Source organism: Streptacidiphilus anmyonensis (assembly GCF_000787855.1).
GTDB classification, from domain to species: Bacteria; Actinomycetota; Actinomycetes; order Streptomycetales; family Streptomycetaceae; genus Streptacidiphilus; species Streptacidiphilus anmyonensis.
In genome coordinates this window covers 196636-222320 of record NZ_BBPQ01000004.1, presented here as the reverse complement: position 1 = coordinate 222320, position 25685 = coordinate 196636, and the positions used below count along the sequence as shown (strand labels likewise).

Genomic DNA, 25685 nt, shown 5'->3' with positions numbered 1-25685 from the left:
GCACCATCGAAGCATCCCCCCAAGGGTTGCCGGCGCCGGCACCTGATTCCCCCGTCTGACTGAGCAACACTCATCCCGCAACGTACGGGAGTTGTCGTTGCGCGGTCAACCATGTCGATGGAGCCGATCGTGATGACCGAGCTGTCCGACGCGGAGCTCGCGGCCGACGCACGCCGCACCATGCGCGTCTTTCTGGCCGCCCCGTCGCTTCGCCTCACCGGTCCCGCCGACGGCGTCTTCAGCCTGGCCCTGCGCGGCAAGATATCGGCCCTGCGCGAGGCCCTGCTCGACGCCGGCGTGAGCGTGTTCAGCACGCACCACGACGACGTGTGGACCACCCGCGGCGTCGGCATCGGACTGCGCGTCCCCTCCGCGTTCCGGGCGATGCAGTCCGCGGACCTGGCCATCGCCTACGTCGGCTCGCCGCTGTCGGCCGGGGTCGGCATGGAGCTCGGCTGGGCCACCGCGCTGCGCAAGCCGGTCGTGCTGCTGGTCGACAAGGCCGTCGCCCACAGCCCGATGATCTCCACGCTGGAGGAGGTCTCCCCGGTGCTGCCGCTGGAGTTCGACACCAGCTGGACCGACCAGCAGCTGCGTCACACGATCATCACCGCGCTCGACTGGGCGGACACCTCCCTCACCTACCCCGAGGCGTCCTGACGAACGCCGGCAGCGACCGGGCCGTGCGCACCGCCGCCACGGCCCAGGCCGCGAGCAGCAGCACGTAGAGCGCCACCGACGCCACCGCGAAGGCATCCGCCCCGGTGCGGGCATAGAGGCCGGCCGCACCGGTGACGCAGGTGCCGACCGGGAAGGTGTACGCCCACCAGGTCATCGCGAACGGCATCCCGCGACGCAGGCCGCGCACACTCGCCGCGGCCGCCACGGCGAGCCACAGCAGCGCGAAGCCGAACACCGGCACGCCGTAGAGCAGCGCGAACCCGGCGAAGACCGCGGGCCCGTGCGCCGCGAACTGGGTCACGGCCGTGACCGACTGGCCGAGCGGGCCCAGCACCAGGAAGAGCGTGGGGATCAGCGCGGGCGGCAGCGGACCCTCGTGCGCGAGCCGGCCCCACAGCGTCGGCAGCAGCATCAGCACCGCGACGAGACTCATCCCGAACATGGCCACACACGCCAGCAGCATCGTCTGCTGCGCCTGCCCGGCGGGCAGATGGGGGATCAGCGCCGGGCCGAGCGCGGCGGAGACCATGGGGGCGACCACGGGCAGCAGCCAGGTGGGCGCGGCGTCCGCCCAGCTGACCTCGTAGCGCGTCGTCAGCCGGAACAGCACCGTCCCGGCCGCCCAGAGCCCGTAGAGCGTGCCCAGGGTCCACAGCACGGCGTCCAGGGCCACCGCGGGACCGGGGCCGAGCAGCGGCTCGCCCGCCCCCAGCGCGCCGAAGCCCACGGCCATCAGGGCCATCGGCGGGCAGCCGAGGAAGACCGCGACGGTGGGGTCGTCCAGCGGCCGGACCCGGGCGTGGTGCAGACGGCCCACGAGCCGGATCCCGGCCAGCGCGAGCAGCCCCGCGAAGCCCAGCACCCAGAACAGCTCCGCGAACCGCGCCGGCACGCCGCCCGGCAGCACGTGCGCGCCGTTGGCGACGATCGCGGTGCCCATCACCGCGGCGTACCAGTTCGGCCCGAAGCGGCCTGCCGCCTCGATCAGGGGACGGTCGGCGAACCGCCTGGTGAGCGGCCTCGGGAGCACGGTGGTAGCCATGTCTCCACCCTCCGTCCGGGCCGTTCGCGCCGGTAGGGACCATTCGTCGATCGGGGCATAAGCTGGCTCTATGAGCTCGACCCCGGCGCCCCTCTCCTCCCACGTGCCCGAGCTCGGCGGGCTGGAACTGCTGCTCGCGGTCGTCCGGCTGGGCAGTCTCGGCCGGGCGGCCGCCGCGCTCGGGATCACCCAGCCCGCCGCGTCCGCGCGGATCGCCGCGATGGAGCGGCAGATCGGGGTGACCCTGCTGGAGCGCTCCCCCCGCGGATCCCGGCCCACCGAGGCCGGCGCGCTGGTCGCGGAGTGGGCCGCGCAGGTCGTCGGCGCCGCCCAGGCGCTGGACGCCGGGATCGCCGCCCTGCGGGAGAGGCGCGACGCCCGGCTGCGGGTCTCCGCCAGCCTCACCGTCGCCGAGTACCTGATGCCGGGCTGGCTGCTGGCCCTGCACGCCGCCCTGCCCGACACCGCCGTGACGCTGCGCGCGGCCAACTCGACCGAGGTGGCCGCGCACGTTCTGGAGGGCGAGGCGGACCTCGGCTTCGTCGAGGGCGTGCGGATCCCGGCCGGTCTGGACGGCGCGGTCGTGGCCCACGACCGGCTGCTGGTGCTGGTCGCCCCGGCCCATCGCTGGGCCCGACGGCGCGCCCCGCTCTCACCCGCCGAGGTCGCCTCGACCGCGCTGATCCTGCGCGAGCAGGGCAGCGGCACCCGCGAGGTGCTCGACGCGGCGCTGGCGCCCGTCGGCGGCCTAGCGGAGCCGCTGCTCACTCTCGCGTCGACCACGGCGCTGAAGTCGGCCGCGACCAGCGGAGCGGGTCCGGCCGTGCTGAGCGAGCTCGCCGTGGCCGACGATCTGGCCGCCGGCCGCCTGGTGTCCGTCCCGGTCGCCGAGCTCGACCTCAAGCGCCCGCTGCACGCCGTCTGGCCGAAGGGGGCCAAGCCCAAGGGGCCCGCCCGGGAGCTGCTCACCCTGATCCGCGCCAAGGGCAGCGGCCCGCGCGCCGGTCAGTGGCTCAGCTGACGCTCCGGGATGTCCCGCCAGCCGCGCAGCGGGGAGGCCAGCAGCCACAGGCCGGTGACGGCGAGGAAGCCGGTGGCGAGCCACAGGGCCGTGCGCAGTCCCAGCCAGCTGCCGACGGTGCCGCCGAACAGCGCGCCCAGCGACATGGCGCCCCACACCACCCAGCGGATACCGGCGTTGACCCGGCCGAGCAGCTCCCTCGGGATGCTCGACTGGCGGTAGGCCATCTGCGCGGTCTGGTAGACGACGCCACCGGCGTTGAAGACGGCCCAGCCGAACGCGTAGAGGGCCAGCCCCGCCCCCGGCGTCGCCAGCGGCATCAGCAGCGCGAACGGGCCGCAGACGATCAGCGCCACCCACATCACCCGGGCGTTGCCCAGCCGCCGCGCCAGCGGCTTGGCCACCAGACTGCCCACGAAGCCGCCCAGCACGCCCAGGCCGAGCACCATGCCGGCGGAGGTCGCCGAGGCGTGCAGACCGCGCACCAGGTACACGACCTCGAGGCTGACCACCGCGATGATGCCGAGGTTGGCCGTCGCGGTGCAGCAGGTGATCGCGCGCAGCACGGGGTTGCGCCAGACGAAGCGGAGGCCCTCGGTCATCGCGACGCGGAAGCTGACCGGTGTCGTCCTGGTCCGGTCGGGCTCCGGCTGGGGGTCGGGTGTGCGCATCAGCAGCAGCGTGGCGGCGACGATCGCGTAGGAGACGGCGTCGACGGCGACGGCCCGCGCGGCGGTCACCACCCCTGCGAGCAGCGCGCCGAGGGCCGGGCCGGCGGCGTCGGAGGCGGTCTCGGTGGTGTTCAGCTTGGCGTTGCCGTCGACGAGTTGGTCGCGTGACAGCACGGTCGGCAGATAGCTGAGGTCGGCGATGCCGAAGAAGACGCCGACGCTGCCCACCGCGGCGGTCACGACGTAGAGCTGCCAGAGGTGGACGTGGCCGAAGAAGGCGACGGCCGGGACGGAGCCCATGGCCACCGCGCACAGGACCTGACACCAGATCATCAGCCGGCGCTTGCGCAGCCGGTCCACCAGGACCCCGGCGGGCAGCGAGAGCACCGCCGCCGGAAGCCGGCGGGCGAGCCCGAGCATGGCGATCTGGAAGGTGGTCGCGCCTACGTTCTGGACCGCTATCAGCGGGATGAGCAGAGTGGAGACGGCCGAGCCGAGATCGCTGGCCGCACCGCCGCCCCAGAGCAGCAGGAAGTCCCTGTCGCGCCACAGCGATGAGCGCGCCTGTGAGGGGAGTGGCGTCGCCGTGGACGCAATTTTGTCAGGCACTCATCACAATTACCGCAAAGCGAGTCGCAGGCCAACCAGAATGCAGTGTGAGCGCGGATCATCATGTCGGCTTCACGGCACCATCACCAGATCTGCCACCACGAGCATCAGTGACATCTTCCTGCCACGGGCCGGTTACCACTTCCGGCCATCGGGTCGACATGTCAGCGGCTCAACCCGTCACCACTTCTGACGGTCCCGCAGCACCGGGAACTCGGCGCGGGTGCGCTCGACCACGGCCGGGTCGAACTCGACCGTCAGCACCTCCTCCGCGCTGCCGGACTCCCCGCCGTTCGCCTCTCCCAGCACCGTGCCCCACGGGTCCACCACGACGCTGAGCCCCGCCTGCGGGACGCCGCCGTGCGTGCCCGCGGTGTTGCAGGCGAGGACCAGCGCCTGCTCCTCCACCGCCCGCGCCCGTGCCAGCAGCGACCAGTGCGCGGCACGGCGGGCCGGCCACGCCGCCGGGGCGACGAACAGCTCCGCTCCCTGGTCGAGCATGGCCCGGAACAACTCGGGGAAGCGCAGGTCGTAACAGGTGACCAGACCCATCCGCCCGAAGGGCGTGTCCACCACGCACAGCTCCCGCCCCGCGGCCATCAGCGCGGCCTCACCGCTGTCGAAGCCGAAGCGGTGGATCTTGCGGTACCAGGCGTGCAGCTCGCCGTCCGGCGCGAACAGCAGCGAGGTGTTGCAGAGCGGCCCCTCCGGGTCCCGTTCCACGATCGAGCCGGCGTGCAGCCAGACGCCCGCGTCGCGGGCGGCCGCGGACATCGCCTCGGCGGTCGGGCCCTCCAGCGTCTCCGCGCCGTCCGCCCACGCCTCGTACGCGAACCCGCCGAGGGTCCACAGCTCGGGCAGCACCACCAGATCGGCGACGCCGCGCTGCGCTCGGACCACGTCCGCGATCCGGCTCCGGCGCTCGTCCGCGGACTCGCGCTCGTTCACATCGATCTGGACAAGAGAAGCGCGCACGGTACCACCCGTTTCGTCAAGAGCCCTACGATCAACACCGGAAAGCGCTGCCTGGGGACACCAGGCAGCGTAACGTGCCGATAGCGAAGTTGGCTGCTCCGCCTGAGGGGTCGTGAACGTGACCGACAAGCAGACCGTCCAGGCGTACGCCGATGCCTGGACCCAGTCCATCGAGGCCATATCCGAGCTGGTCGCCCCACTCCCCGAGGGCGCGTGGAACCGGCCGACCGAATGCCCGGGGTGGTCCGTGCGGGACGTCGTCTCGCACATCATCGCCATGGAGTCCGAACTGCTGGGCGACCCACGCCCGATCCACACGCTGCCACGCGATCTGCGGCACGTCGTGGACGAGTTCAGCCGCCACTGCGAGGTGCCGGTCGACAAACGCCGCTGCCACACCGCGGTGGAGATGGCCTCCGAGCTGGAGTACACCATCATCCGCCGCTCCCGCGCGCTGCGGAGCGACCGCTACGCGCCGGTGGACGAGGTCCGCTGGCCGATGGGCCCCTACAGCCGCGACGTCCCCTTCCACCAGCTGCTGCGCACGCGCGTCTTCGACGTGTGGACCCACGAGCAGGACATCCGCAGGGCCCTCGGCCGGGCGGGCGGTCTGGACTCGGCGGCGGCCGCCATCACCCGCGACTACCTGATCGAGATGCTGCCCCGCGCCGTCGCCAAGCTGGCCGGCGCTCCGGCCGGCACGACGGCCGTCTTCGACGTCCACGGCGAGCAGGAGTTCATGCGCACCGTCCACGTCGACGCGGACGGCCGCGGCCGTGTCGACGGCGAGGTCCTGCTCGCCCCGGCGGTGGCCCTCGGCATGGACTGGGAGACCTTCTCCCGCCTCGCCTGCGGCCGCATCCCGTCCCAGGCGGCGGACGTCAAGGTGGAGGGCGACGAGGACCTCGCCCGCCTCATCCTGGACAACTTCGCCGTCACGCCCTGAGGCGGCTTCGCCCTCACAGGTGGGTGCACTCCCCAGGGGCGCGAGAAACGACCCGCATGTCAGTGGTTCCTCGTGCCCCTAGGGAGCGGCAAGCTCCCCACGCGCGACAGGGACCGCCGCCGCGATGAGTTCGCGTTCGCGGGCGAGGGCGCGCTTGCGGAGGCGGAGGATCTGGAGGATGCCCAGGGCCATCGGCAGGTACAGCATCGCGAACGCCGCGCGGAAGCCGTTCGCCGTGTAGTCCGTGCCGCCGCCCGGGGTGTCGAGGTCCAGGACGAGGCCGATCAGGAAGAGCGCCAGGACCGCGGCGATGAAGCCGCCCATGTTGACGATGCCGGAGGCCGTGCCGACCCGCTCCGGGGGGTTCACCGGGCGGGCGTAGTCGAGGCCGATGAGGGACGCGGGGCCGTTGCTGCCCATCACCACCGCGAGGACGATCAGCAGCCACATCGGGACGTGGCCCGGCTGCGGCCAGGCCAGGACCGCGGCCCAGGCCGCGCCGGTGGTGAGGACGACCGCGAAGACCGTGGGGGTCCGCCAGCCGGGCCGGCGCGACATCAGCTGGCCGAAGAGGACCGCGAAGCCCATGCCCGCGACGATGACCAGGCTGAGCAGCGCACCGGAGAGGGCGCGCGAGAGGTGCTGGCCGGTCATCAGGAAGGGCATGCCCCACAGCAGCAGGAAGCTGGACGCCGGGAACGCCGTGGTGAAGTGGACCCACATGCCGAGCCGGGTGCCGGGCTCGCGCCAGGACGCGTGGATCTGGTCGCGGAGCGAGAAACCCGGTACGGACGGTACGGGCGGCAGGGGTGCTACCGGCCGGGGGGCGTCGGGGACGCGTGCGCTCCGGCGCACGAACAGCGGCTCGCGCGGCGCGCTGTCCGGCGTCTCCCGCAGGACCAGCACCACCAGCGCCAGCACGCCGAAGCCCAGCAGCGCGGTGGTGCCGAAGGTCGCCGTCCAGCCGGCGCTGTGCAGGACCTGGGAGAGCACCAGCGTCGAGACCAGGTTGCCGACCGTGCCGACCAGACCGGTCAGCTGGGCGATGAACGGGTTGCGGAACAGCGGGAACCAGCGCGAGCCGATCCGCAGCACGCTGACGAAGGTCATCGCGTCGCCGCAGCCCAGCACGCCGCGCGCGAGCAGCGCGGGGGTGAAGGAGGTCGCCAGCGCGAAGCCGAGCTGCCCGGCGGTGAGCAGCACGAGGCCCGCGCTGAGGATCCGGCGCGGGCCGTGGCGGTCGACAAGGAGGCCGACGGGTATCTGCATGCCGGCGTAGACCAGGACCTGAAGGATGGAGAAGGTCGACAGCGCCGAGGCGTTGATCCCGAACCGGGCCGCCGCGTCGACCCCGGCGACGCCGAGGCTGGTGCGGTGGACGACGGCGAGGACGTAGACCGTGACGCCGATGCCCCACGCCAGCCAGGCCCCCCTGCCGCCCGGCGGCTCGCGCCGCGCCGGAGCGGCGGTGGGGCCGGTGGAGGTCGAGGCGTCGGCGGCAGCGGTGGCGGGGTCGGCAGTCATCGTGGCGTCATCCTAATTGGTAGGACGAATCAACCCCGCCTGGGTCCACCGTGTGGAACTTGCTGATGCCAACTAGTGATACTCGGCGTAGTTGAACAGCGTGAAGATCCGGTCGTCGAAGATCGGGCTGTAGCTGGTCCAGCTGTTGGGACCGCCCTCCTCGTAGCCGCCGGTGATGCCGACCAGGTAGCCGGTGTTCCCGTTGAAGTACGTGATCCACGGGCCGCCCGAGGTGCCACCCCAGAAGCCGGTGCAGTAGAGGACCATCTGCCGGTAGCCGGTGAGCCGCTGCGTCGGGTAGTTCGGGTGGCAGCGGATGGCCTGGTCCGCGGAGTCCGCGGTGATCTTCGGGTAGCCCAGCGCCGTCACGTACATGCTGTAGCTCGGGGTGTGGCTGAGCCAGTTGCCGCCGGTGACGCTCTGGATGGTCTGGCCCTTGGCGTTCTTGGCCACCTGCGCGAAGGCGTAGTCGTAGTCGCTGGTCGCGGGGGTGCCGGTGTAGTGCGAGTCCTTGAAGACCTTGGTGACGGCCCAGATGCCGTAGGGCTGCTTCGCGGCGCCGTGCTGGTACTTGGGCACGTAGGCCATCCAGCTGCCCGGGTTGCAGTGGGCGGCCATGATGATCAGGTTGCCGTAGTGGCTGTCCACGACACTGGCGGTGCAGTAGTGCGTGGTGAGGTCCTTCGAGGCGTAGAAGATGATGCCGGTGCTCGACGCGCCCGAGAAGTGCGTCGAGCGGGCGATCGACGAGGAGTTCGGCACGGAGTCGGCGACGACGCCGGCGGCCCTCGCCGCGGTCCTCGCGGCCGTCCTCGTCGAGGACCGCGCCGCGGGCTGTGTCACGGGCTGCTGGGTCACGGGCTGCTGCGTCACGGGCTTCGGCGCGTCGGCCGGGAGGGCTGAGGCGAGCCGTGCCGGGGTCCAGAACTCGGCGGCGGCCGCCGCGTTCCAGGTCGTCGCGGAGGTCGTCGCGACCTTCGGGGAGACCGCCATCGTCCCCGCGCCCGGGGCGCCCGGTGTCGGCGAGGCGGAGACCGGCGCGGCATCGCCCATCGGGTGCGAGCCCGCACCCGATCCGCTGATCCCGGCCAACGCGGAGGGCGCGAACACGGCTCCCAGCACGCCCGCCGCCACCAGCGCCGCGACTCCCGTCCTGACCCCTCCGAAGCGGCGACGCCTGCGCTCACCCACCGTGGAACTCCCCACCCTCCGATTTTCGTTTTTACACACTCTCATATGACTGGCCGTCCGCCGATCACGTCACAGGCCCCGTTAGCAGGACGTGACCTGTGAGTTTGCTGTGCGGATCTTCAGAACCGGCCGACCCGCCAGGCCACCTGGCCCCGCATCCGCGCCTGTCGGAACGCCTCGTCGCGCACCCATGACGTCTCGTCGGTGACGACGGCCTGGACGACGACCCGGGCGCCCGGGCGCAGTCCGAGCGCACCGGTGTCCAGGGCGAGGCCGCCCTCCCGCAGCGCGCCGAAGCGCGCCGGGCGGCCGTCGACGGTCCAGCTGACGGAGAGTCGGCGGCCACCGCCCGGGAGCAGCAGCGGCCGGACCCGCAGGATCCGGCCCGCCCGCACCGGCCCGGCCTGCGGCGCCGGGGCCGCGCCGTCGAGCGGTCGCAGCCGCCGGTACAGCGACTCGATGATCGCCTCCCGGCAGGGCAGGTTGTAGACGCCGCCGAGGGTGCGCATGATCGAGTCCTGGGTGGGCCGGTACAGCCCGTTGGCCCCGCGGTACGCGCCCACGACGCCTCCCGAGGGGTCGGCCGCGCCGAGCCAGCGCCACCACTTGGCGTGCGCGGCCGCCATCGCGTCGGCGCCCTGGTCGGACAGGTTGGGGAAGTCGGAGTCCCCGGCCGGGGCGGAGTCGTACTCGTCGCCGAGCCCGCCGACGGTGTGCCCCATCTCGTGCTCGATGATGCGGGCCGCGTCCGGCGCCCCGGCGGACAGCGTGGTCACACCCTTGCCGCCCGCCCCGCCGTAGTCCGTGGAGTCGGCCAGCGCGATCACGTACCGCGGCCCGGCCGCGGGGCCGACCCAGTGCCTGACGGCGTCGTCGTCGGCGCACAGCAGGCGCGGGGTCCCGCCGCAGCCGAAGTGCATGCCGAGGGGGGAGCCGTCGCCGATCCCGGAGTGGGGCGAGACCAGGTCCACCCGCCTGACGTCGAAGAAGCGCGCGTAACTGCGGAACGGCTCCACCGAACTGAGGGCCCGCCAGGTGGCCTCGGCCTGGGCGCGGAAGCGCGGAAGCTCGGCCGGGGTGTAGCCGTCCCCGACCAGCACGACGGTGATCCGGTTCGCGGCCGGGCCGTTGTCGACGAGGTCGACGGCGTCCACGACGTGCGCCTCGCACGCCGCGGCGGGGACGGGGGCGGCGCCGAACAGCAGTGTGAACAGCAGCAGAAGGGCGGCAGAGGGCTTCACTCAATGCAGAACGAAGCCGCCGCGCAACGGTTGTTGCACCATTCGGGCAATTGCGGACAAGCGAGGCGCGGGGAGCGGCACGATGCCACTCCCCGCGCCCTGACCGGCTACTGCCAGCTGATCAGCTTCTTCGGGTCCGCCAGGATCGCCGCGGTGTCGGCGAGGACCTTCGAACCCAGCTCCCCGTCCACCATGCGGTGGTCGAAGGAGAGGGCCAGCGTCGTCACCAGGCGCGGGACGACCCGGCCCTTGTGCACCCACGGCAGCTCCCGGACCTGGCCGAAGGCCAGGATCGCGGCCTCACCGGGGTTCAGGATCGGGGTGCCGGAGTCGACGCCGAAGACGCCCACGTTGGTGATCGTCACCGTCCCGCCCTGCATCGCCGCGGGCGAGGTCTTGCCCTCGCGGGCCACCTCGATCAGCCCCGTCAGCGCCTGGGCCAGCTCGGGGAGCGCCATGCTGCCCGCGTCCTTGATGTTCGGGACGATCAGGCCGCGCGGCGTGGCCGCGGCGATGCCGAGGTTGATCGCGCGCTTGATCACGATCTCCTGGTTGGCCTCGTCCCAGCTCGCGTTGATCTCCGGGTGGCGCCGGATCGCGATCAGCAGGGCCTTGGCGACCAGCAGCAGCGGGCTGACGCGGACGCCCGCGCCCAGCTCGCCGGTCTCCTTCAGCTTGGCGACCAGCTTCATCGTGCGGGTGACGTCCACCTGGACCCACTCCGTCACGTGCGGGGCGGTGAACGCGGAGGAGACCATCGCCGCCGCCGTCGCCTTGCGCACGCCCTTGATCGGGACGCGGGTGTCGCCCAGCGCGCCGACCACGGGAGCGGGGGCGACCGACCCGGCCGGAGCCGCGGCGGGCTCGGCGACCACGGCCGCCGGAGCCGGCGCGCTCGCCGCGGCGACGTGCGCGTGCACGTCCTCGCGGCTCACGGTGCCGTTCGGGCCCGTCGGGGTGACCGCGGCGAGGTCCACGCCGAGGTCCTTGGCCAGCTTCCGGACCGGCGGCTTGGCCAGCGGACGCTCGCCGGAGACCGGGGCGGCCGGAGCGACCGGGGCGACTGCGGCCGGAGCCGCGGGGGCGACCGGCGCGGGCGCGGCGGCCGGAGCCGGCGCGTGGTACGTCGCCTCCCCGCCCGCCTGCACCACGGTCGGCGCGGCAGCCGGGGCGGTCGTCTTGCGCGCGCGACGGCGGGACGAGCCCGAGCGCGGACCGTAGCCGACCAGCACCTCGCGGCGCTCCGGCTCCGGCTCCTCCTCGACGGCGGCCGCGGGAGCGGGCGCCTCCTCGGCCGGGGCGCCGCCCGCGACCGCGACGCTGATGATCGCCGTGCCGACGTCGACCGTCGTGCCCTCGCCGAAGAACAGCTCCTGCACCACCCCGTCGAAGGGGATCGGCAGCTCGACGGCGGCCTTGGCCGTCTCGACCTCGCAGACGATCTGGCCGTCGGTGACGGTGTCACCCGGCTGCACGTACCACTTGAGGATCTCGGCCTCGGTGAGTCCCTCGCCGACGTCCGGCATCTTGAACTGTCGGACGTTCGAAACTGCAGTGCTCATCGTGCTCTCCAACCCCCGTCAGAAGGCGAGGGCGCGGTCGACGGCGTCGAGCACCCGGTCGAGGTCCGGCAGGTATGTCTCCTCCACCCGGGACGGCGGGTACGGGGCGAAGTAGCCGCCCACCCGCAGCACGGGGGCCTCCAGCGAGTAGAAGCAGCGCTCGGTGATCCGGGCGGCCAGCTCCGAGCCCATGCCCATGAAGACCGGCGCCTCGTGCACGACCACGGCGCGGCCGGTGCGCTTGACGGAGGCCTCGAGGGTGTCGAAGTCCACCGGGGACAGCGAGCGCAGGTCGACGACCTCGATCTGGTGACCGTCCTCGGCCGCGGCCTCGGCCGCCTCCAGGCAGACCTTGACCATCGGGCCGTAGGCGATCAGGGTCAGGTCCCGGCCCGGACGCGCGACGCGCGCGGAATGCAGCGGGGCCGGGGCCTCACCCAGCGGGTCCACGACGCCCTTGTCCCAGTAGCGGCGCTTCGGCTCCAGGAAGATCACCGGGTCGTCCGAGGCGATCGCCTGGCGCAGCATCCAGTGCGCGTCCACCGGGTTCGACGGCGAGACGACCTTGAGGCCGGCCGTGTGCGCGAAGTACGCCTCGTGCGACTCGCTGTGGTGCTCGACGGCGCCGATGCCGCCGCCGAACGGGATGCGCACGGTGATCGGCAGCTTGACGTGGCCGAGCGCACGGGCGTGCATCTTGGCCAGCTGGGTGACGATCTGGTCGAAGGCCGGGTAGACGAAGCCGTCGAACTGGATCTCCACCACCGGGCGGTAGCCGCGCAGCGCCAGGCCGATCGCGGTGCCCATGATGCCGGACTCGGCCAGCGGGGTGTCGATGATCCGGGCGTCGCCGAAGTCCTTGTGCAGGCCGTCGGTCACCCGGAAGACGCCGCCGAGGCGGCCCACGTCCTCGCCCATGACGAGGGTCTTCGGGTCGGCCTCCAGCGAGCGCCGCAGCGCCTCGTTGAGGGCCTTCACCATGCTGTAGTTCTCGGCAGCCATCTCAGCGGCCCTCCCCAACCTCTTCGGAGCCGTCGAACGACGCCGCGTATTCCACGTACTGCGCGCGCTCCTCGTCCACGAGCGCGTGGCCCTCGGCGTAGACGTGCCCGAAGATCGAGGTCGGGTCCGGGTCGGGCATGTTGCGGACGCCCTCACGGACGCGGCGGGCGAGCTGCTCGCTCTCGGCGTCCACGGCGTCGAAGAACTCCTGGTCGGCCCACTCCTCGCGGACCAGGTAGGCCTTGACCCGCTCGATCGGGTCCTTGAGCTTCCACTCCTCCAACTCGTCCGCGATCCGGTAGCGGGTCGGGTCGTCGGAGGTGGTGTGGGCGCCCATGCGGTAGGTGAAGGCCTCGATCAGGGTCGGGCCCTCGCCGTTGCGGGCGCGCTCGAGCGCCCAGCGGGTGACCGCCAGGCAGGCCAGCACGTCGTTGCCGTCGACCCGGACACCGGGGAAGCCGAAGCCGGCCGCGCGCTGGTAGAGGGGCACTCGCGTCTGCCGCTCGGTGGGCTCGGAGATGGCCCACTGGTTGTTCTGGCAGAAGAAGACCACGGGGGCGTTGTAGACCGAGGCGAAGGTGAAGGCCTCGTTGACGTCGCCCTGGCTGGACGCGCCGTCGCCGAAGTAGGCGACCACGGCGTCGTCGGTGCCGTCCTTGGTGATGCCCATCGCGTAGCCCGTCGCGTGCAGCGTCTGCGAGCCGATGACGATGGTGTAGAGCTGGAAGTTCTTCTCGTACGGGTCCCAGCCGCCGTGGTTCACGCCGCGGAACATGCCGAGCAGGTTCAGCGGGTCGACGCCCTTGCACCAGGCGACGCCGTGCTCGCGGTAGGTCGGGAAGGCCCAGTCGCCCGGACGCTGTGCGCGTCCGGAGCCCACCTGGGCGGCCTCCTGGCCCAGCAGGGAGGCCCACAGGCCCAGCTCGCCCTGGCGCTGCAGAGCGGTGGCCTCGCCGTCGAAGCGGCGTACAAGGACCAGGTCACGATAGATGGAGCGCAGCTCTTCCGGAGTCGTCTCCAGGGAGAAGCGCGGATGCTCCACTCGCTCCCCTTCGGGGGTGAGCAGCTGCACCAGCTCCGGGACGGCAGCGGTCGCCGTCCCCGCCGTGCTCTCGACGGTCACGTTCACTCCTCGGTATTTCCGGCCTCCGGGGTTGCCGGCAACCGGTCCGGTCGCCTGCTCCTCGCGTCCTCGCTTCGGGTGGGCGACGACTTCGGATCGGCGGATAGGTGTGCCCTGATCCTCTTCGAGAACGTTACCCAGGGGAAGACCCAATTTCTTCTGTCCTAGGACGTCCAACTACCATGCTCATCCCCAAACCGGGGCAAATCACCCCGGGTGACCGGCAGGTTTCCGGCCCGTATGCGAGGCTGTGACCATGAGTGAATCGGGACGAATCAGGGTATTCCTGCTCGATGACCACGAAGTCGTCCGGCGCGGCGTCCACGAGTTGCTCTCGCTGGAGCCGGACGTCGAGGTCGTCGGCGAGGCCGGCACCGCGGCCGAGGCACTGGTCCGCATCCCCGCCACGCGTCCCGACGTCGCCGTCCTGGACGTCCGGCTGCCCGACGGCAGCGGCGTCGAGGTCTGCCGGGAGATCCGCTCCCAGCTGCCCGAGGTCACCTGCCTCATGCTGACCTCCTTCCCGGACGACGAGGCGCTCTTCGACGCGATCATGGCCGGGGCGTCCGGCTACGTCCTGAAGGCGATCCGCGGCACCGACCTGCTCTCCGCCGTGCGGGACGTCGCCTCCGGCAAGTCCCTGCTCGACCCGGTGGCGACCGCCCGCGTCCTCGCGCGGCTCCGTGACGGCGGACAGAAGGAGGACGAACGCCTCGCGGAGTTGACGAAGCAGGAACGGCGGATCCTCGACCTGATCGGCGAGGGGATGACCAACCGCCAGATCGGCGCCGAACTGCACCTGGCCGAGAAGACCGTCAAGAACTACGTCTCCAGCCTGCTGGCAAAACTGGGCATGGAACGACGCACCCAGGCCGCCGCCTATGTCGCGAAGATGCACGCGACGGAGGGTTAACGGTCACAGAAGATCAGTAAGGCTTTCCTCACGCACCCCGGCAGTAGCATCTGCCGCGTGACGGAGGCCCAGACACTCACGCTGACAAGTGGTTTATCAGCCGTTCCGGCCCGCCTTCGGGCGGTGCTGGAACGCTTCGGCATCGACGGGCCGGTGCGGATGCAACGCACCGCCCACGGTCTGCTGAACCGCGTCTGGCAGGTCGACGCGGCAGACGGACGCCGCTTCGTCCTCAAGCAGTACCTCGACGACGCCGGCCACGCCTCGAGCGGCGCGCTCACCGCGCAGCACCGCACCATCGCCGCGCTCGCCGCCTCCGGACTCCCCACCGTCCCGCCCGCAGCGGCCGAGGACGGCCGCACCCTCGTCCTGCAGCGCGGCCGCCGCTACGCGCTCTTCCCCTTCGTGGACGGCGCCCCGCCAGGCTCCCTCTCGCTCCCGGCCGCGGCCGGGCTCGGCACGCTGCTGGGCTCCATACACGCCGAACTCCGTCGCATCCAGCCGCCCGTCCTCGACGCCTGCGGCCCGTGGCCGACGGCCGACCCCGAACAGACCCGCATCACCATCACCACCCTCCTCGGCGCGGCCCGCGCCCGCACCCCCCGCGAGCCCTTCGACGCCCTCGCCGAGCAGCGCCTGCGCGAACGGCTCGTCCTGCTGGACGCGTACGCGGGCCGCCGACCGGGCCCCCGCAGCGCACCGCCGGCCGGCTGGGTCCACGGCGACTTCCACCCGCTGAACCTGCTGTACCGGGGTGAGCGGCCGGTGGCGGTCCTCGACTGGGACCGCCTGGGCGTCAAGCCCGTCACCGACGAGGCGGTCCGGGCGGCCACCCAGTTCTTCTGCGCACCCGTCTCCGGCGTCCTCGACCTCGCCCGCCTGCGGGCCTACGCCCGCGCCTACCGCGCGGCCTCCGGCCACACGGCGGAACAGATGGCTGCCGGGGTGCACCGCGTCTGGTGGGAACGCCTCAACGACTTCTGGATGCTGCGCTGGCGCTACGCGCGGCGTGACGACCGTGCGAACGAGCTGTTCCCGGCGGCCGCGGCACAGATCGTCTGGTGGTGCGAGGAGTACCAGCAGGTGCTGGACGCCTACGTGAACTGACCCGGGCGGTCGCACCGCCCGGGGAGCGCGGAGTCGGCCGGGGGAGCGAGGCCGGCCGGCGCGCGAGCGGTCAGGCGCCGGCCTTGGGGGTGCCGGTGTCGCCACCGGCCGCGCCGCCCGCCCCGGCCGACTGGGAGCTGGCGGGCGTCGTCGGGGAGCTCGTGTCGCTCGGCGAGTTCGACGGCGTCGGCGTGGGAGTCGGCGTCGGGGTCGGCGTCGGCGTGGGAGTCGGCGTCGGGGTCGGCGTCGGCGTGGGAGTCGGGGTCGGGCTGTAGTAGCTCGGGCTCTGCGACGGAGTCGGCTGCTCCGTCGGCGTGTTCTGCTGCGTCTGCGTCGTCGTCGGCGTCACCGTCGGCGACTGCGACGGAGTGCCGCCACCGCCGCCGCCACCGCCACCGCCGTTGAGGGCGAGGGCGACGCCCACGCCGATGGCCGCGATCACGACCAGGACCGCGATCACCGCGAACAGCCCGCGGCGGTTTCCGTGGTCGCCCTCGTCGTCGTAGTGGTCCTCGTACACCGGCGGCCGGCCGGACGGCGGCGCCGGGGGCGGGGTGGCCGCGGCCATGACCGTGGTGGGGGCGTGGTCGTCGGGGCCGCCCGGGCCGCCGGGGCCCTGGGGGAGGACCGTCGTCGGGGCGGTCGGGGAGACCGGCGGGACCGCGCCGAGAACCTGCGTCGCCTCGGCCGCGGCGCCGTGCATCTGGCGCAGCGCGTGCTGGACGTGCGCGCGGAACTCGTCCGCCGACTGGAAACGGTCGTCCGGGTCCTTGGCCAGCGCGCGCAGCACCAGCGCGTCCAGCGACGCGGGGACGCGCGGGTTCGCCTGCGAGGGCGGCTTCGGCGGGTCCTGGACGTGCTGGTAGACGACCGAGAGCGGCGTGTCCCCGGTGAACGGCGGGCGCAGCGTGAGCAGTTCGTAGAGCATGCAGCCGGTGGCGTACAGGTCGGACCGGTGGTCGACGGCCTTGCCGAGGGCCTGCTCCGGGGAGAGGTACTGGGGGGTGCCCATGACCATGCCGGTCTGCGTCATCGTCGACGTGACGCCCGTGAGCGCCCGCGCGATGCCGAAGTCCATCACCTTGACCGCGCCGGTGCTCGTGATGATCACGTTCGCCGGCTTGATGTCGCGGTGCACGATGCCGTGCTTGTGGCTGTAGGCGAGCGCCTCCAGCACCCCGGCGGTGATGATCAGCGCCTGGTCGACCGGCGGCGGCTCCTGGCTCTGCAGCAGCTCGCGGACCGTGTGGCCCTCGACCAGCTCCATCACGATGTACGGGACGGTCTCGTTGCCGCGTGCCTCCTCGCCGGTGTCGTAGACGGCGACCACGGCATGGTGGTTGAGCGAGGCAACCGAGTGCGCCTCGCGGGTGAAGCGGGTGCGCGCGATGGAGTCCTCGGCGAGCTCGGGGCGAAGCACCTTGATCGCGACCGTGCGGCCGAGCCGCTGGTCCATCGCGGCGAAGACCTCGGCCATACCGCCCCGGCCCAGCCGGCTGGTCAGCCGGTACCGGCCCTCGCCCACGACGCTCAGCCCGCTCGTGGTGACGAAGGCCTCCCCCGCCTGCCCGGCGGCGGTGTCCGCGGCAGCGTCAGCCTCAGGTCGGGGCCCTCGGCCGTCCTGGCCGTCCTCGTCCCGCGGGTGCTGCGTGTCTGCCATCGTTCTCCGCAATCGTTCCGCGCGTTCCGCGCCTTTTCCTGCTGCGCCGTCGCGCCGGCGCACCGACGCGCACCGCACCGCCACCCTCCGCGCCGTGCGCGGATGATGCACCTCCTCCGCACGCTACCGGTTTCCGGCGGCGGATGCGGAGCCTCTTACCCGCCGTTGCCCGTCAGGCTGACGACGATTTTCGCCGAAGTACCCATACCGTCGGTCGAAGTGTTGTGCGTCGCATGGTCGACGGCCAGTACGAGCACCAGGATCAACGCGATCAGCAGCACGCCGAGGATCATCAGGACCACCGCCAGACGCCCGCAGCCCTTCGCGGCCGAGGTGGGCGCCGCACCGGGGTTCGGCTGGAACTGCGGCGGCGGGGTGGGCGCGACAGGCCGCGCCGCGAACGGCGGTGGGGTGGGCGCGGCCATGGGCCGCGGCGCCACCGCCGGCGGCGGGGTCGGACGCCCCATCGGGGGCGGCGTGCCCGGCCGCTGCTGGGCGTACGGCGGAGGCGTGTTGGGGCGCTGCTGCGCGTACGGCGGCGGGGTCGGACGCCCCATCGGCGGCGGCGTGCCCGGCCGCTGCTGCGCGTACGGCGGAGGCGTACCCGGCCGCTGCTGGGCGTACGGGGGCGGCGTGTTGGGGCGCTGCTGCGCGTACGGGGGCGGGGTCTGGCCTATCGGCGGTTGGCCCATCGGCGGCTGCGGCATCGGCGTCGGACCCATGCCGGGCCGCGGCATCTGCGTGTGGGGACCGGGCGGGTAGGGCGTGTTGAGAGGGCCCTGGGCCGGCGGGAAGACCGCGTTCTGGCCGGACCCGCCGACGTTGCTCATCCGCTGACCGTCGCCGGACACCTGCGGCCGGTTGGCCACACCCGTCGCGGCCTGGGCGACGCGGCGGCACTCCTCGCGCATCTCGTCCGCGGACTGGAAGCGGTGCGCCGGGTCCTTGCGCAGCGCGCGCGCCACCAGCGCGTCCACCGCGGGCGGCACCGCCGCGTTGATGCTGGACGGCGCCGGAGGCGTCTCCTGGACGTGCTGATAGGCCATGCCGAGCGGCGACTCGGACTCGAACGGCAGCCGCCCGGTGAGCAGTTCGAAGAGCATGCAGCCGACGGAGTACAGGTCGGAACGCGCGTCCACGGCCTTGCCGAGCGCCTGCTCCGGGGAGAGGTACTGGGGGGTGCCGACGACCATGCCGGTCTGCGTCATCGAGGTGACGCCGGACTGCATGGCGCGGGCGATGCCGAAGTCCATCACCTTGACCACACCGCGCTTGGTCACCATGACGTTGGCGGGCTTGATGTCGCGGTGGACCAGGCCCTGCTCGTGCGAGGCGGCGAGGGCGGCCAGCACGTCGGCGCTGATCTCCAGCGCCTTGTCGGTGGGCATCGCGCCGTGCTCGGCGATGTCCTTGCGCAGGATGGAGCTGAGCGAGGAGCCCTCGACGTACTCCATCACGATGAAGGGGACGGGCGTGCCGGCCTGGTCGTCCTCACCGCTGTCGTAGACGGCGACGATGTTGGTGTGGTTGAGCCTCGCGACGGCCTGCGCCTCGCGGCGGAACCGCTCGCGGAAGGAGGGTTCGCGGCTCATGTCGCCGAGCATGGTCTTGACCGCGACGGGCCGGTCCAGCACCGTGTCGTCGCCCAGATGCACGGTGGCCATGCCGCCCTGACCGAGCAAATCCCGCAGCACGTAACGGCCGTGGCCGACCGTCCGTCCTGTGTCGGCCGCGCCGCCCAGCTCGCTCATGCGCTCTCGCTCCCCCAACCCGGCGACCCGCCTGGTACGCCGTCAGGGGCCAACGTTAGCGCGATGAGCAGGGCGGGAAACAGCCGGGTTCTCGCCCTGCGCATACTTCGCAGACGGACCTACAACGGGCCTGTGGAACTGACTTACAGGTAGGGGCCCGAGCGGATTCCGCCGTGGCCCTCCTCGCCGTCCTCGTGGCCCGCCATGCCGGGCGGGAGGGCCCGCCGCATCTGCTCCAACTGGGCCCGTGCGGCCATCTGCTGGGCGAACAGAGCGGTCTGGATGCCGTGGAAGAGGCCCTCGAGCCAGCCGACGAGTTGCGCCTGCGCGATCCGCAGCTCCGCCTCGGAGGGGACGGCGTCCTCGGTGAAGGGGAGCGAGAGCCGCTCCAGCTCCTCGACCAGCTCGGGCGCGAGCCCCTGCTCCAACTCCTTGACGGAGCTGGCGTGGATCTCCTTCAGCCGCACCCGGCTGGCCTCGTCGAGAGGCGCGACGCGGACCTCCTCCAGCAGCTGCTTGATCATGCTGCCGATCCGCATGACCTTGGCGGGCTGTTCCACCATCTCCGTTATCGGCAGCTCCCGGGCGTCGCCGCCCCCCTCCGCCGACTTGCCACCGGCGACCGGCAGGCCGTCGGGACCGACGATCAGGACGTGGGGGCCGTCTTCGGGCCGCTGGCTGGGGCTGTTCATGGACGTCATTCTGTCTTACGGGGGTGTCAGGACGGCGTGATATTCGCCAGAACAAGTGTGCGCCTGTTCCGTGGACAGCGGTGGGACGACCGCACCCGGTGGCCGCCCGTACGCTCACAGTCGCCGGATGCGCCAGCCGAAGAGCGCTGCCCCCGCGCCGATGAGGGCGAGGCCGACGCCGAGGAGCCGGGCGCGCGGACCCAGGCCGCCGGAGGCGGTGTTGCGGGTGGCGATCTGCTCGGTCGCGGCCCCGGGATGCAGCAGCGCCTGCGGGCCGAGCGGGGGCGGAACCGTGGAGGCGGGGCGCTCCGGCGCGGCCACGCCCGGCACGACCGCGTCCGCGCCCGCTCCCGCGCCGTCCTGGGCCGGATCGCTCTGCGCGGAACGCGCGGGCGTGACGGACGGGCGCGGCGCGCCCGCGGCCCCGTGCCCCGGCCGCGCGTCCGGCGCGTGGCCGCCGTCGGCGCTCCCGGACGACGACGCGGGCGAGGGGAACAGGGAGCCGACCACCGGCATGGGCATCCCGCTCAGGGAGGGGTCGACGCTCGGGGAGTCGGACGCCGAGGGGCTTCCCGTGTCCGTCGGATTTCCGGACGGCGGCGCGCCGGTGCCGGGGTCTCCCGAGGACGGATCCTGGTCCGGGGGGCGGTGCGGGGGTCGGTGCGCGCCGGCTCCTGGCACGGGGGCGTGGCCGGCGCCGTACCCGGGCACGTAGGAGAAGCGCAGGATCCGCCCGTCCGGCAGCCGCAGCGCGAAGCCACGCGACGTCCCGCCGGGCTTCGCCTTCACCAGCGCCTTCACCGGACCGAGCGGCTGCGCCTCCGACCACCCGGCCGCCACCGCCTGCTGCGCGCCCGCGGTGCCGACGACCATCATCAACCCCGCCACGAGGGCCGTCCCGGCGGCCCTCGCAGCACCCGTCCCCAGGGCCGACAAAGCGCTCATATATCGCAATTAGGACATCAGCCCCACCCCCGGGCAAGCGTGGCTGGGCCATTCAGCCACGCCCCACCCCACTCTTCATCCCCTTGCCGCAACCACCCCGCGAGCCTGCCACCCCGCCGCCCCGCCGCCCCGTCTGCTCAGACCCGGAGCAGGATCTTGCCGACGTGGCTGCTCGACTCCATCAGCCGGTGCGCCTCCGCCGCGTCCGCGAGGGGGAAGGTGCGGTCGATGACGGGCTTGACCACGCCGGACTCGATCAGCGGCCAGACGTGCTCGCGCACCGAGGCCACCACCGCCGCCTTCTCCTCCAGGGGGCGGGCCCGCAGGGAGGTGGCCGCGACCGCGGCGCGCTTGGACATCAGCTTGGCGATGTTCAGGTCGGCCTTCACCCCGCCCTGCATGCCGATGATGACGAGCCGTCCGTTCAGCGCCAGCGCGTCGATGTTGCGGTCGAGGTACTTCGCGCCCACCACGTCCAGGATCACGTCCGCGCCGCCGAGCGCGGCCAGCTCCGCGACGAAGTCCTGCTCGCGGTAGTTGATCAGCACGTCCGCGCCGAGCTCCGCGCAGGCGGCCAGCTTCTCCGCCGAGCCCGCCGTCACCGCGACCCGGGCGCCGATGGCCTTGCCCAGCTGGACCGCCATCGTGCCGATGCCGCTGGAGCCGCCGTGCACCAGCAGCGTCTCGCCCGGCCGCAGGTGGCAGACCTGGAAGACGTTCGACCACACGGTGCAGACGACCTCCGGGAGGCCCGCCGCGGTCACCAGGTCGACTCCCTTGGGGACCGGAAGCAACTGGCCGGCCGGCACCACGACCTTCTCGGCGTAGCCGCCGCCGGAGAGGAGGGCGCAGACCTCGTCGCCGACGGACCAGCCGACGACGCCGTCGCCGATCTCGGCGACGCGGCCGGAGCACTCCAGGCCCGGGTAGCGGGACGCTCCCGGCGGGGGGTCGTAGAAGCCCTGCCGTTGCAGGACGTCGGCACGGTTCACGGCCGAGGCCGCCACCTCGACCAGAACCTCGCCCGGACCGGGGACCGGATCCGGGACCTCACGCAGCACCAGCGCCTCGGGGCCGCCCGGCGTCTCAATCGTGATCGCTCGCATGGCGCCGACGCTACCCCGCCGGGGCGCTCCCCGAGCCCCCGACCCCGCCGGAAGGGCAGCGTCGTTGCCCCGCCTCCCACGCGCCGGACACCGCGCCCGGGACCGCGCCGGAGACCGCCGGGCAAGGACGTTCCGTGCACCTCCCGTCACGGTGAGCCACACGGGCCGCGCACAGAGAACAGGCGTACGCTTGCAGAATTGCGCAAGCATCGAAGGCGGAGTCGACGCCCGAGGTACTCGCCGGACACCACGACGGGGGAACCAGGACATGCAGGACCAGTCGGACGCCCCTGACGAGCCCATCGAACGCAGACCGCGTTCGAGGGCGCGGCGCGTCCTGAAGATCCTCGCCCTGGTGCTGTCCGTGCTGGTCCTGGTCGTCGCCGGGCTGGGCACCTGGCTGTACAACCGCTTCAGCGGCAACCTGCATACCGTCCACCTGGGCGGCGACACCAGGAAGACCCTCGGCCAGGAGAAGCCCGACGCCTTCGGCCGGACACCGATCGACATCCTGGTCATCGGCACGGACTCGCGGAACACCCAGGCGGACTGCAACCTCGGCGGCGACTGCAACGTCGGCGGTGGCGGCTACGGCAACGCCGACGTCGAGATGCTCGTCCACGTCTCCGCCGACCGGTCCAACGCGACGGTGATGAGCATCCCCCGCGACACCATCGTCGACGTGCCCGCCTGCACCGACCCGAACGACAAGGCCAACCGCACCGCGGGCTACCGCGGCATGGTCAACAGCGCGCTCGCCTACGGCCCGCAGTGCCAGATGCAGACCATCCACCAGCTGACGGGCATCCCCGTCAGCCACTTCATGATGGTCACCTTCTCCGGCGTGGTCTCCATGTCCGACGCCGTGGGCGGCGTCAACGTGTGTGTGGACGACAACGTCTACGACACCTACTCGCACCTCAAGCTCGCCAAGGGCACCCACAACCTCAAGGGCAACGCGGCGCTCGAGTTCGTCCGTTCGCGGCACGCCTTCGGCGACGGCGGCGACCTCGGCCGGCTGGCCGCCCAGCACCTCTACCTGAGCTCGATGATGCGGTCCATGCGCAGCGCCGGAACGCTGACCGACCCGACCCGCCTGTTCGACCTGGCCGACTCCGCGACCAAGGCGCTGACGGTCGACAGCGGCCTCGGCAACGTGACCTCCCTGCTCGGCCTGGCCAACGACGTGGCGAAGGTGCCGACCAACCGGATGACCTTCACGACCATGCAGACCGAGACCGACCCGAACGATCCCAACCGCCTGATCGTCGGTCCCGACGCGCAGGCGCTGTTCGCCACGATCGCCAACGACCAGTCGCTGACCTCGCCCGGCGGCGGCTCGGCGTCGCCGTCCGCGTCCTCCTCGCCTTCCTCGCCCTCCGGCTCCGTCTCACCGTCCAGCACCGCCGCGGCTTCCGCGTCCGCCGCCGCCTTCGCCGCGCCTGCGTCGTCGTCGGCCTCACCGTCGGCCTCGCCGTCCGCGTCCGCGACCGGGGACGGCTCCGACTCCCTCGCGGCCGCGCGGATCGACGTCCACGTCGACAACGCCAGCGGCACCCGCGGCCGGGCCACCGAGCTCGCCGACGCCCTGACGTCGCAGGGCTTCGGCTCCGGGACCACCGCCGTCACCTCGCCCACGACCACCACGACCACCCGGCTCCAGTACGCCCCCGGCGACCAGGCCGCGGCCCACACCGTCGCCGCCGCCCTCGGGCTGCCGGACAGCGCGCTGAGCGCCTCCTCCGCCGGCTCGGGGGTGACCCTGGTCATCGGCGCGGACTGGCCCTCCGGCACCGTCTTCCCCGGCGCGTCCGGCAAGCCGGCCCCCGCCGACACGCAGCAGGCCCTGAACGGCGCGAGCGCCCGCACCGCCGGCGACACCAACGGGTGCGCCCAGGTCAGCCAGGAGCAGACGGTCGAGCTGGACGGCGTCCCGATGTCCCCGATCCAGGCCTACGCCGAAGCCAAGAACGTCCCGGACTCGGCCCCGTGAGCACCCGGCCACACGGCCGGACCTCCTCGGGACGCACCTCCTCGGGGCCCGCCTCCCCGGACTCCCCTTCGCCGCGCCCGCGGTCACGGCACCCCCTCGACGCCGTGGTCGACCCGGCAAAGGTGGGCGGCCCCGGCACTAGTCTTGGTGGGGCGCGGGCAGGGATCCGGGGAGAGCGAGGACGAAGGAGAACGCGCATGACGAGTGGCGCAGAGGTCCGGGAGGCCATCGGAGCCGTGATCGGCGCTGCCGCCGCGACCGCGCCGGACGACATGCCCGGCCCCGAGGTCATGGACCAGGCCGCCGCCGCGTTCGGCATGCTCGCCTCGCCCACCCGTCTGCAGATCGTCTGGATCCTCGCCGGAGGCGAGTGCGACGTCACCGGCCTCGCCGAGCAGGTGGGCGGCACCCTCCCCGCCGTCAGCCAGCACCTGGCCAAGCTCCGCCTGGCCGGACTCGTCCGCTCCCGTCGCGAGGGCCGCCGACAGGTCTACCTCGTCGACGACCCCTACCTGGCCGCGGTCGTCCGGCTCATGGTCAGCCAGCTCTCCGCCCAGGACCCACAGGAGGAGTCCGAGGGACCCGGCCTCAGCGCCGTCGGCGGGACGGTCGGCGGAGCGGTCGACGCCGCGCACACCCCCAAGGGACTCGCGCGTGGCCGCATCGTCTGACACGCCGACCGTCCCGCCGACCGCGGTGCGGGCTCCCGGAACACGGCTCCTCGCACCGCGCCCGCCGCGCCCGCCGCACCCGCTGCGTCCGCGCGCGACGGCCCTGCTCACCCGTGCCCTGCCCGCCCTCGGCCTCTTCGCCGCCGTGCGGGTGCTCGGCCTCGTCGTGCTGGCCGTCTGGGCCGGCGCGGAGGGGCGCAGCCCGCACCAACTGCTGTCGGGTCGGTGGGACTCGCTCTGGTACACCGACATCGCCGCGCACGGCTACCACTGGCCGGGCTACCAGACGACCCTGCACACCCGCGGCGCGGGAGCCCACTCCCACCTGGCCTTCTTCCCGCTGCTGCCCTGGCTGGAGCGCGGCCTGCACACCGCCGTCGGCCTGTCCTACGCCGACGCGGGCCTGCTGGTCAGCGCGGTCGCCTCGCTGGTCGCCGCGCTGGGCGTCTTCGCCGTCGGCGAGCGCGTGGCGGGCCGCCGCGCGGCCACCCTGCTGGTCCTGCTGTGGGCGGCGCTGCCGATCGGCGTGCTCCAGTCGATGGCCTACACGGAGTCCCTCTTCACCGCGCTCGCCGCCTGGTGCCTGTACGCGGTGCTGCGCCGCAGCTGGATCACCGCCGGGCTGCTCGCCGCGCTCGCCGGCCTCACCCGGCCGAGCGCGGCCGCCGTGATCGCCGCCGTCTGGGTGGGCGCGGCCGTCGCGCTGTGGCGCCGCGAGGACCGCCGCGTCCGCGCCGTCCTCGGCGCGCTGCTCGCCCCGACGGGCCTGCTCGCCTACGCCGGCTGGGTCGGCGGCCTCTCCGCATACCTGCACGTCCAGAGCCAGTGGGGCAACGGCTTCGACTTCGGCGCGGCCTACGCCCGCTTCATCGGCCACCAGTTGGCGACGAACCCCGGCGCGGGGCTCGGGCTGCTGGCCTTCGTGGGCCTGGTCGTCTGGGCACTGGTCGCGTGCGTCCGGCAACGCCAGCCGCTGCCGGTCCTCGCCTACGCGGCCGTGATCGTCGCGCTGTCGCTGGGGGCGCAGGCGTACTTCAACTCCAAGCCCCGCCTGCTGATGCCCGGCTTCCCGCTGCTGCTGCCGCCGGCGGCCTGGCTGGCGACGGTCCGCTTGAAGCGGGTCGCCGTCACCATGACGCTGCTGGCCCTCTCCTCCGCCGCCTACGGCGCAGTCTGGCTCCTGGGCCCCGGCCCCCCGTAACCGCCCCCGGGTCACGGCCGAACCCGCGGGCCCGGCAACGGCAGGCGGGCCCACCGCA

Annotated in this window: 22 protein-coding genes; 8 read left to right on the top strand and 14 right to left on the bottom strand. The window is 73.0% G+C overall.

Annotation, left to right across the window (positions count from 1 at the left end):
- Positions 1-132 precede the first annotated feature (132 nt).
- The gene (locus TR50_RS07230) at positions 133-660 is read left to right on the top strand and encodes a hypothetical protein (protein WP_152648291.1); all 528 of its coding nucleotides are present in this window, start codon (positions 133-135) and stop codon (positions 658-660) included.
- Here the strand turns inward: TR50_RS07230 and TR50_RS07225 are convergent.
- Positions 638-1723, bottom strand: coding sequence for a TDT family transporter (locus TR50_RS07225; protein WP_042416061.1), 1086 nt, complete (start codon positions 1721-1723; stop codon positions 638-640). The genes TR50_RS07230 and TR50_RS07225 overlap by 23 nt on opposite strands.
- Positions 1724-1793: 70 nt before the next feature.
- Here TR50_RS07225 and TR50_RS07220 point away from each other — a divergent pair, with 70 nt between their 5' ends.
- Positions 1794-2744, top strand: coding sequence for a LysR family transcriptional regulator (locus TR50_RS07220; RefSeq protein WP_042416056.1), 951 nt, complete (start codon positions 1794-1796; stop codon positions 2742-2744).
- On the opposite strand, the gene TR50_RS07215 is transcribed toward TR50_RS07220, so the two are convergent.
- Positions 2729-4024 carry an MFS transporter gene (locus tag TR50_RS07215; protein ID WP_084699850.1) on the bottom strand — a complete coding sequence of 432 codons (1296 nt, stop codon included), beginning with the start codon at positions 4022-4024 and terminating at the stop codon, positions 2729-2731. The genes TR50_RS07220 and TR50_RS07215 overlap by 16 nt on opposite strands.
- A 180-nt stretch (positions 4025-4204) precedes the next feature.
- Complete coding sequence (locus TR50_RS07210; protein WP_042416053.1) at positions 4205-4999, bottom strand: nitrilase-related carbon-nitrogen hydrolase; 795 nt, start codon at positions 4997-4999, stop codon at positions 4205-4207.
- A 118-nt stretch (positions 5000-5117) separates the two neighbouring features.
- On the opposite strand from TR50_RS07210, the gene TR50_RS07205 reads away from it, so the two are divergent.
- Positions 5118-5945, top strand: a complete 828-nt coding sequence (locus TR50_RS07205; RefSeq protein ID WP_042416363.1) for a maleylpyruvate isomerase family mycothiol-dependent enzyme — start codon at positions 5118-5120, stop codon at positions 5943-5945.
- 78 nt (positions 5946-6023) lie between these two features.
- On the opposite strand, the gene TR50_RS07200 is transcribed toward TR50_RS07205, so the two are convergent.
- From TR50_RS07200 to pdhA, 6 genes are all read right to left on the bottom strand, one after another.
- Positions 6024-7469 (bottom strand): MFS transporter, encoded by a 1446-nt coding sequence (locus TR50_RS07200; RefSeq protein WP_042416050.1) that lies wholly within the window; start codon positions 7467-7469, stop codon positions 6024-6026.
- A gap of 72 nt (positions 7470-7541) precedes the next feature.
- Positions 7542-8675, bottom strand: coding sequence for a trypsin-like serine peptidase (locus TR50_RS42365; RefSeq protein ID WP_152648290.1), 1134 nt, complete (start codon positions 8673-8675; stop codon positions 7542-7544).
- 104 nt (positions 8676-8779) lie between these two features.
- On the bottom strand, positions 8780-9901 hold the full coding sequence (locus TR50_RS07190) for a M64 family metallopeptidase (protein ID WP_052440814.1): 1122 nt from the start codon (positions 9899-9901) through the stop codon (positions 8780-8782).
- 107 nt (positions 9902-10008) lie between these two features.
- Positions 10009-11463, bottom strand: a complete 1455-nt coding sequence (locus tag TR50_RS07185) for a dihydrolipoamide acetyltransferase family protein (protein WP_042416047.1) — start codon at positions 11461-11463, stop codon at positions 10009-10011.
- An 18-nt stretch (positions 11464-11481) separates the two neighbouring features.
- Entirely contained in the window at positions 11482-12465 is a 984-nt protein-coding gene (locus TR50_RS07180; RefSeq protein ID WP_042416045.1) for an alpha-ketoacid dehydrogenase subunit beta, read from the bottom strand.
- Between the two features lies 1 nt (position 12466).
- Entirely contained in the window at positions 12467-13594 is a 1128-nt protein-coding gene (pdhA, locus tag TR50_RS07175) for a pyruvate dehydrogenase (acetyl-transferring) E1 component subunit alpha (protein ID WP_042416042.1), read from the bottom strand.
- Positions 13595-13844: 250 nt separating this feature from the next.
- On the opposite strand from pdhA, the gene TR50_RS07170 reads away from it, so the two are divergent.
- A complete protein-coding gene (locus tag TR50_RS07170; protein WP_042416038.1) occupies positions 13845-14501 on the top strand; it encodes a response regulator in 657 nt (218 codons plus the stop codon).
- A gap of 123 nt (positions 14502-14624) precedes the next feature.
- Entirely contained in the window at positions 14625-15608 is a 984-nt protein-coding gene (locus TR50_RS07165; protein ID WP_236654306.1) for a phosphotransferase enzyme family protein, read from the top strand.
- A 70-nt stretch (positions 15609-15678) separates the two neighbouring features.
- On the opposite strand, the gene TR50_RS07160 is transcribed toward TR50_RS07165, so the two are convergent.
- The 5 genes from TR50_RS07160 to TR50_RS07140 all read right to left on the bottom strand — a co-directional run bounded on the left by TR50_RS07160 (position 15679) and on the right by TR50_RS07140 (position 21762).
- Positions 15679-17268 carry a protein kinase domain-containing protein gene (locus TR50_RS07160; protein WP_084699848.1) on the bottom strand — a complete coding sequence of 530 codons (1590 nt, stop codon included), beginning with the start codon at positions 17266-17268 and terminating at the stop codon, positions 15679-15681.
- 155 nt (positions 17269-17423) lie between these two features.
- Positions 17424-19019, bottom strand: coding sequence for a protein kinase domain-containing protein (locus tag TR50_RS43980; RefSeq protein ID WP_084699846.1), 1596 nt, complete (start codon positions 19017-19019; stop codon positions 17424-17426).
- A 143-nt stretch (positions 19020-19162) separates the two neighbouring features.
- A complete protein-coding gene (locus tag TR50_RS07150; RefSeq protein WP_042416035.1) occupies positions 19163-19711 on the bottom strand; it encodes a bacterial proteasome activator family protein in 549 nt (182 codons plus the stop codon).
- A gap of 114 nt (positions 19712-19825) precedes the next feature.
- A complete protein-coding gene (locus TR50_RS07145; RefSeq protein ID WP_042416031.1) occupies positions 19826-20599 on the bottom strand; it encodes a hypothetical protein in 774 nt (257 codons plus the stop codon).
- Positions 20600-20793: 194 nt separating this feature from the next.
- Positions 20794-21762, bottom strand: coding sequence for an NAD(P)H-quinone oxidoreductase (locus TR50_RS07140; RefSeq protein WP_042416028.1), 969 nt, complete (start codon positions 21760-21762; stop codon positions 20794-20796).
- Between the two features lie 268 nt (positions 21763-22030).
- On the opposite strand from TR50_RS07140, the gene TR50_RS07135 reads away from it, so the two are divergent.
- The 3 genes from TR50_RS07135 to TR50_RS07125 all read left to right on the top strand — a co-directional run bounded on the left by TR50_RS07135 (position 22031) and on the right by TR50_RS07125 (position 25627).
- Positions 22031-23755 carry an LCP family protein gene (locus TR50_RS07135; protein WP_084699844.1) on the top strand — a complete coding sequence of 575 codons (1725 nt, stop codon included), beginning with the start codon at positions 22031-22033 and terminating at the stop codon, positions 23753-23755.
- Positions 23756-24027: 272 nt separating this feature from the next.
- Positions 24028-24426, top strand: coding sequence for an ArsR/SmtB family transcription factor (locus tag TR50_RS07130; protein ID WP_042416339.1), 399 nt, complete (start codon positions 24028-24030; stop codon positions 24424-24426).
- Positions 24410-25627 carry a glycosyltransferase family 39 protein gene (locus tag TR50_RS07125; protein ID WP_236654305.1) on the top strand — a complete coding sequence of 406 codons (1218 nt, stop codon included), beginning with the start codon at positions 24410-24412 and terminating at the stop codon, positions 25625-25627. Before TR50_RS07130 ends, TR50_RS07125 begins: the two co-directional genes overlap by 17 nt.
- The last annotated feature ends 58 nt before the right edge of the window (positions 25628-25685 follow it).

What these genes read in the sequence shown, in the direction of transcription:
- TR50_RS07230 (WP_152648291.1), top strand. Translation starts at nt 133, where the DNA reads ATGACCGAGCTGTCCGACGCGGAGCTCGCGGCCGACGCACGCCGCACC.
- TR50_RS07225 (WP_042416061.1), bottom strand. Translation starts at nt 1,723, where the DNA reads ATGGCTACCACCGTGCTCCCGAGGCCGCTCACCAGGCGGTTCGCCGAC.
- TR50_RS07220 (WP_042416056.1), top strand. Translation starts at nt 1,794, where the DNA reads ATGAGCTCGACCCCGGCGCCCCTCTCCTCCCACGTGCCCGAGCTCGGC.
- TR50_RS07200 (WP_042416050.1), bottom strand. Translation starts at nt 7,469, where the DNA reads ATGACTGCCGACCCCGCCACCGCTGCCGCCGACGCCTCGACCTCCACC.
- TR50_RS07185 (WP_042416047.1), bottom strand. Translation starts at nt 11,463, where the DNA reads ATGAGCACTGCAGTTTCGAACGTCCGACAGTTCAAGATGCCGGACGTC.
- TR50_RS07180 (WP_042416045.1), bottom strand. Translation starts at nt 12,465, where the DNA reads ATGGCTGCCGAGAACTACAGCATGGTGAAGGCCCTCAACGAGGCGCTG.
- TR50_RS07170 (WP_042416038.1), top strand. Translation starts at nt 13,845, where the DNA reads ATGAGTGAATCGGGACGAATCAGGGTATTCCTGCTCGATGACCACGAA.
- TR50_RS07160 (WP_084699848.1), bottom strand. Translation starts at nt 17,268, where the DNA reads ATGGCAGACACGCAGCACCCGCGGGACGAGGACGGCCAGGACGGCCGA.
- TR50_RS43980 (WP_084699846.1), bottom strand. Translation starts at nt 19,019, where the DNA reads ATGAGCGAGCTGGGCGGCGCGGCCGACACAGGACGGACGGTCGGCCAC.
- TR50_RS07150 (WP_042416035.1), bottom strand. Translation starts at nt 19,711, where the DNA reads ATGAACAGCCCCAGCCAGCGGCCCGAAGACGGCCCCCACGTCCTGATC.
- TR50_RS07140 (WP_042416028.1), bottom strand. Translation starts at nt 21,762, where the DNA reads ATGCGAGCGATCACGATTGAGACGCCGGGCGGCCCCGAGGCGCTGGTG.
- TR50_RS07135 (WP_084699844.1), top strand. Translation starts at nt 22,031, where the DNA reads ATGCAGGACCAGTCGGACGCCCCTGACGAGCCCATCGAACGCAGACCG.
- TR50_RS07130 (WP_042416339.1), top strand. Translation starts at nt 24,028, where the DNA reads ATGCCCGGCCCCGAGGTCATGGACCAGGCCGCCGCCGCGTTCGGCATG.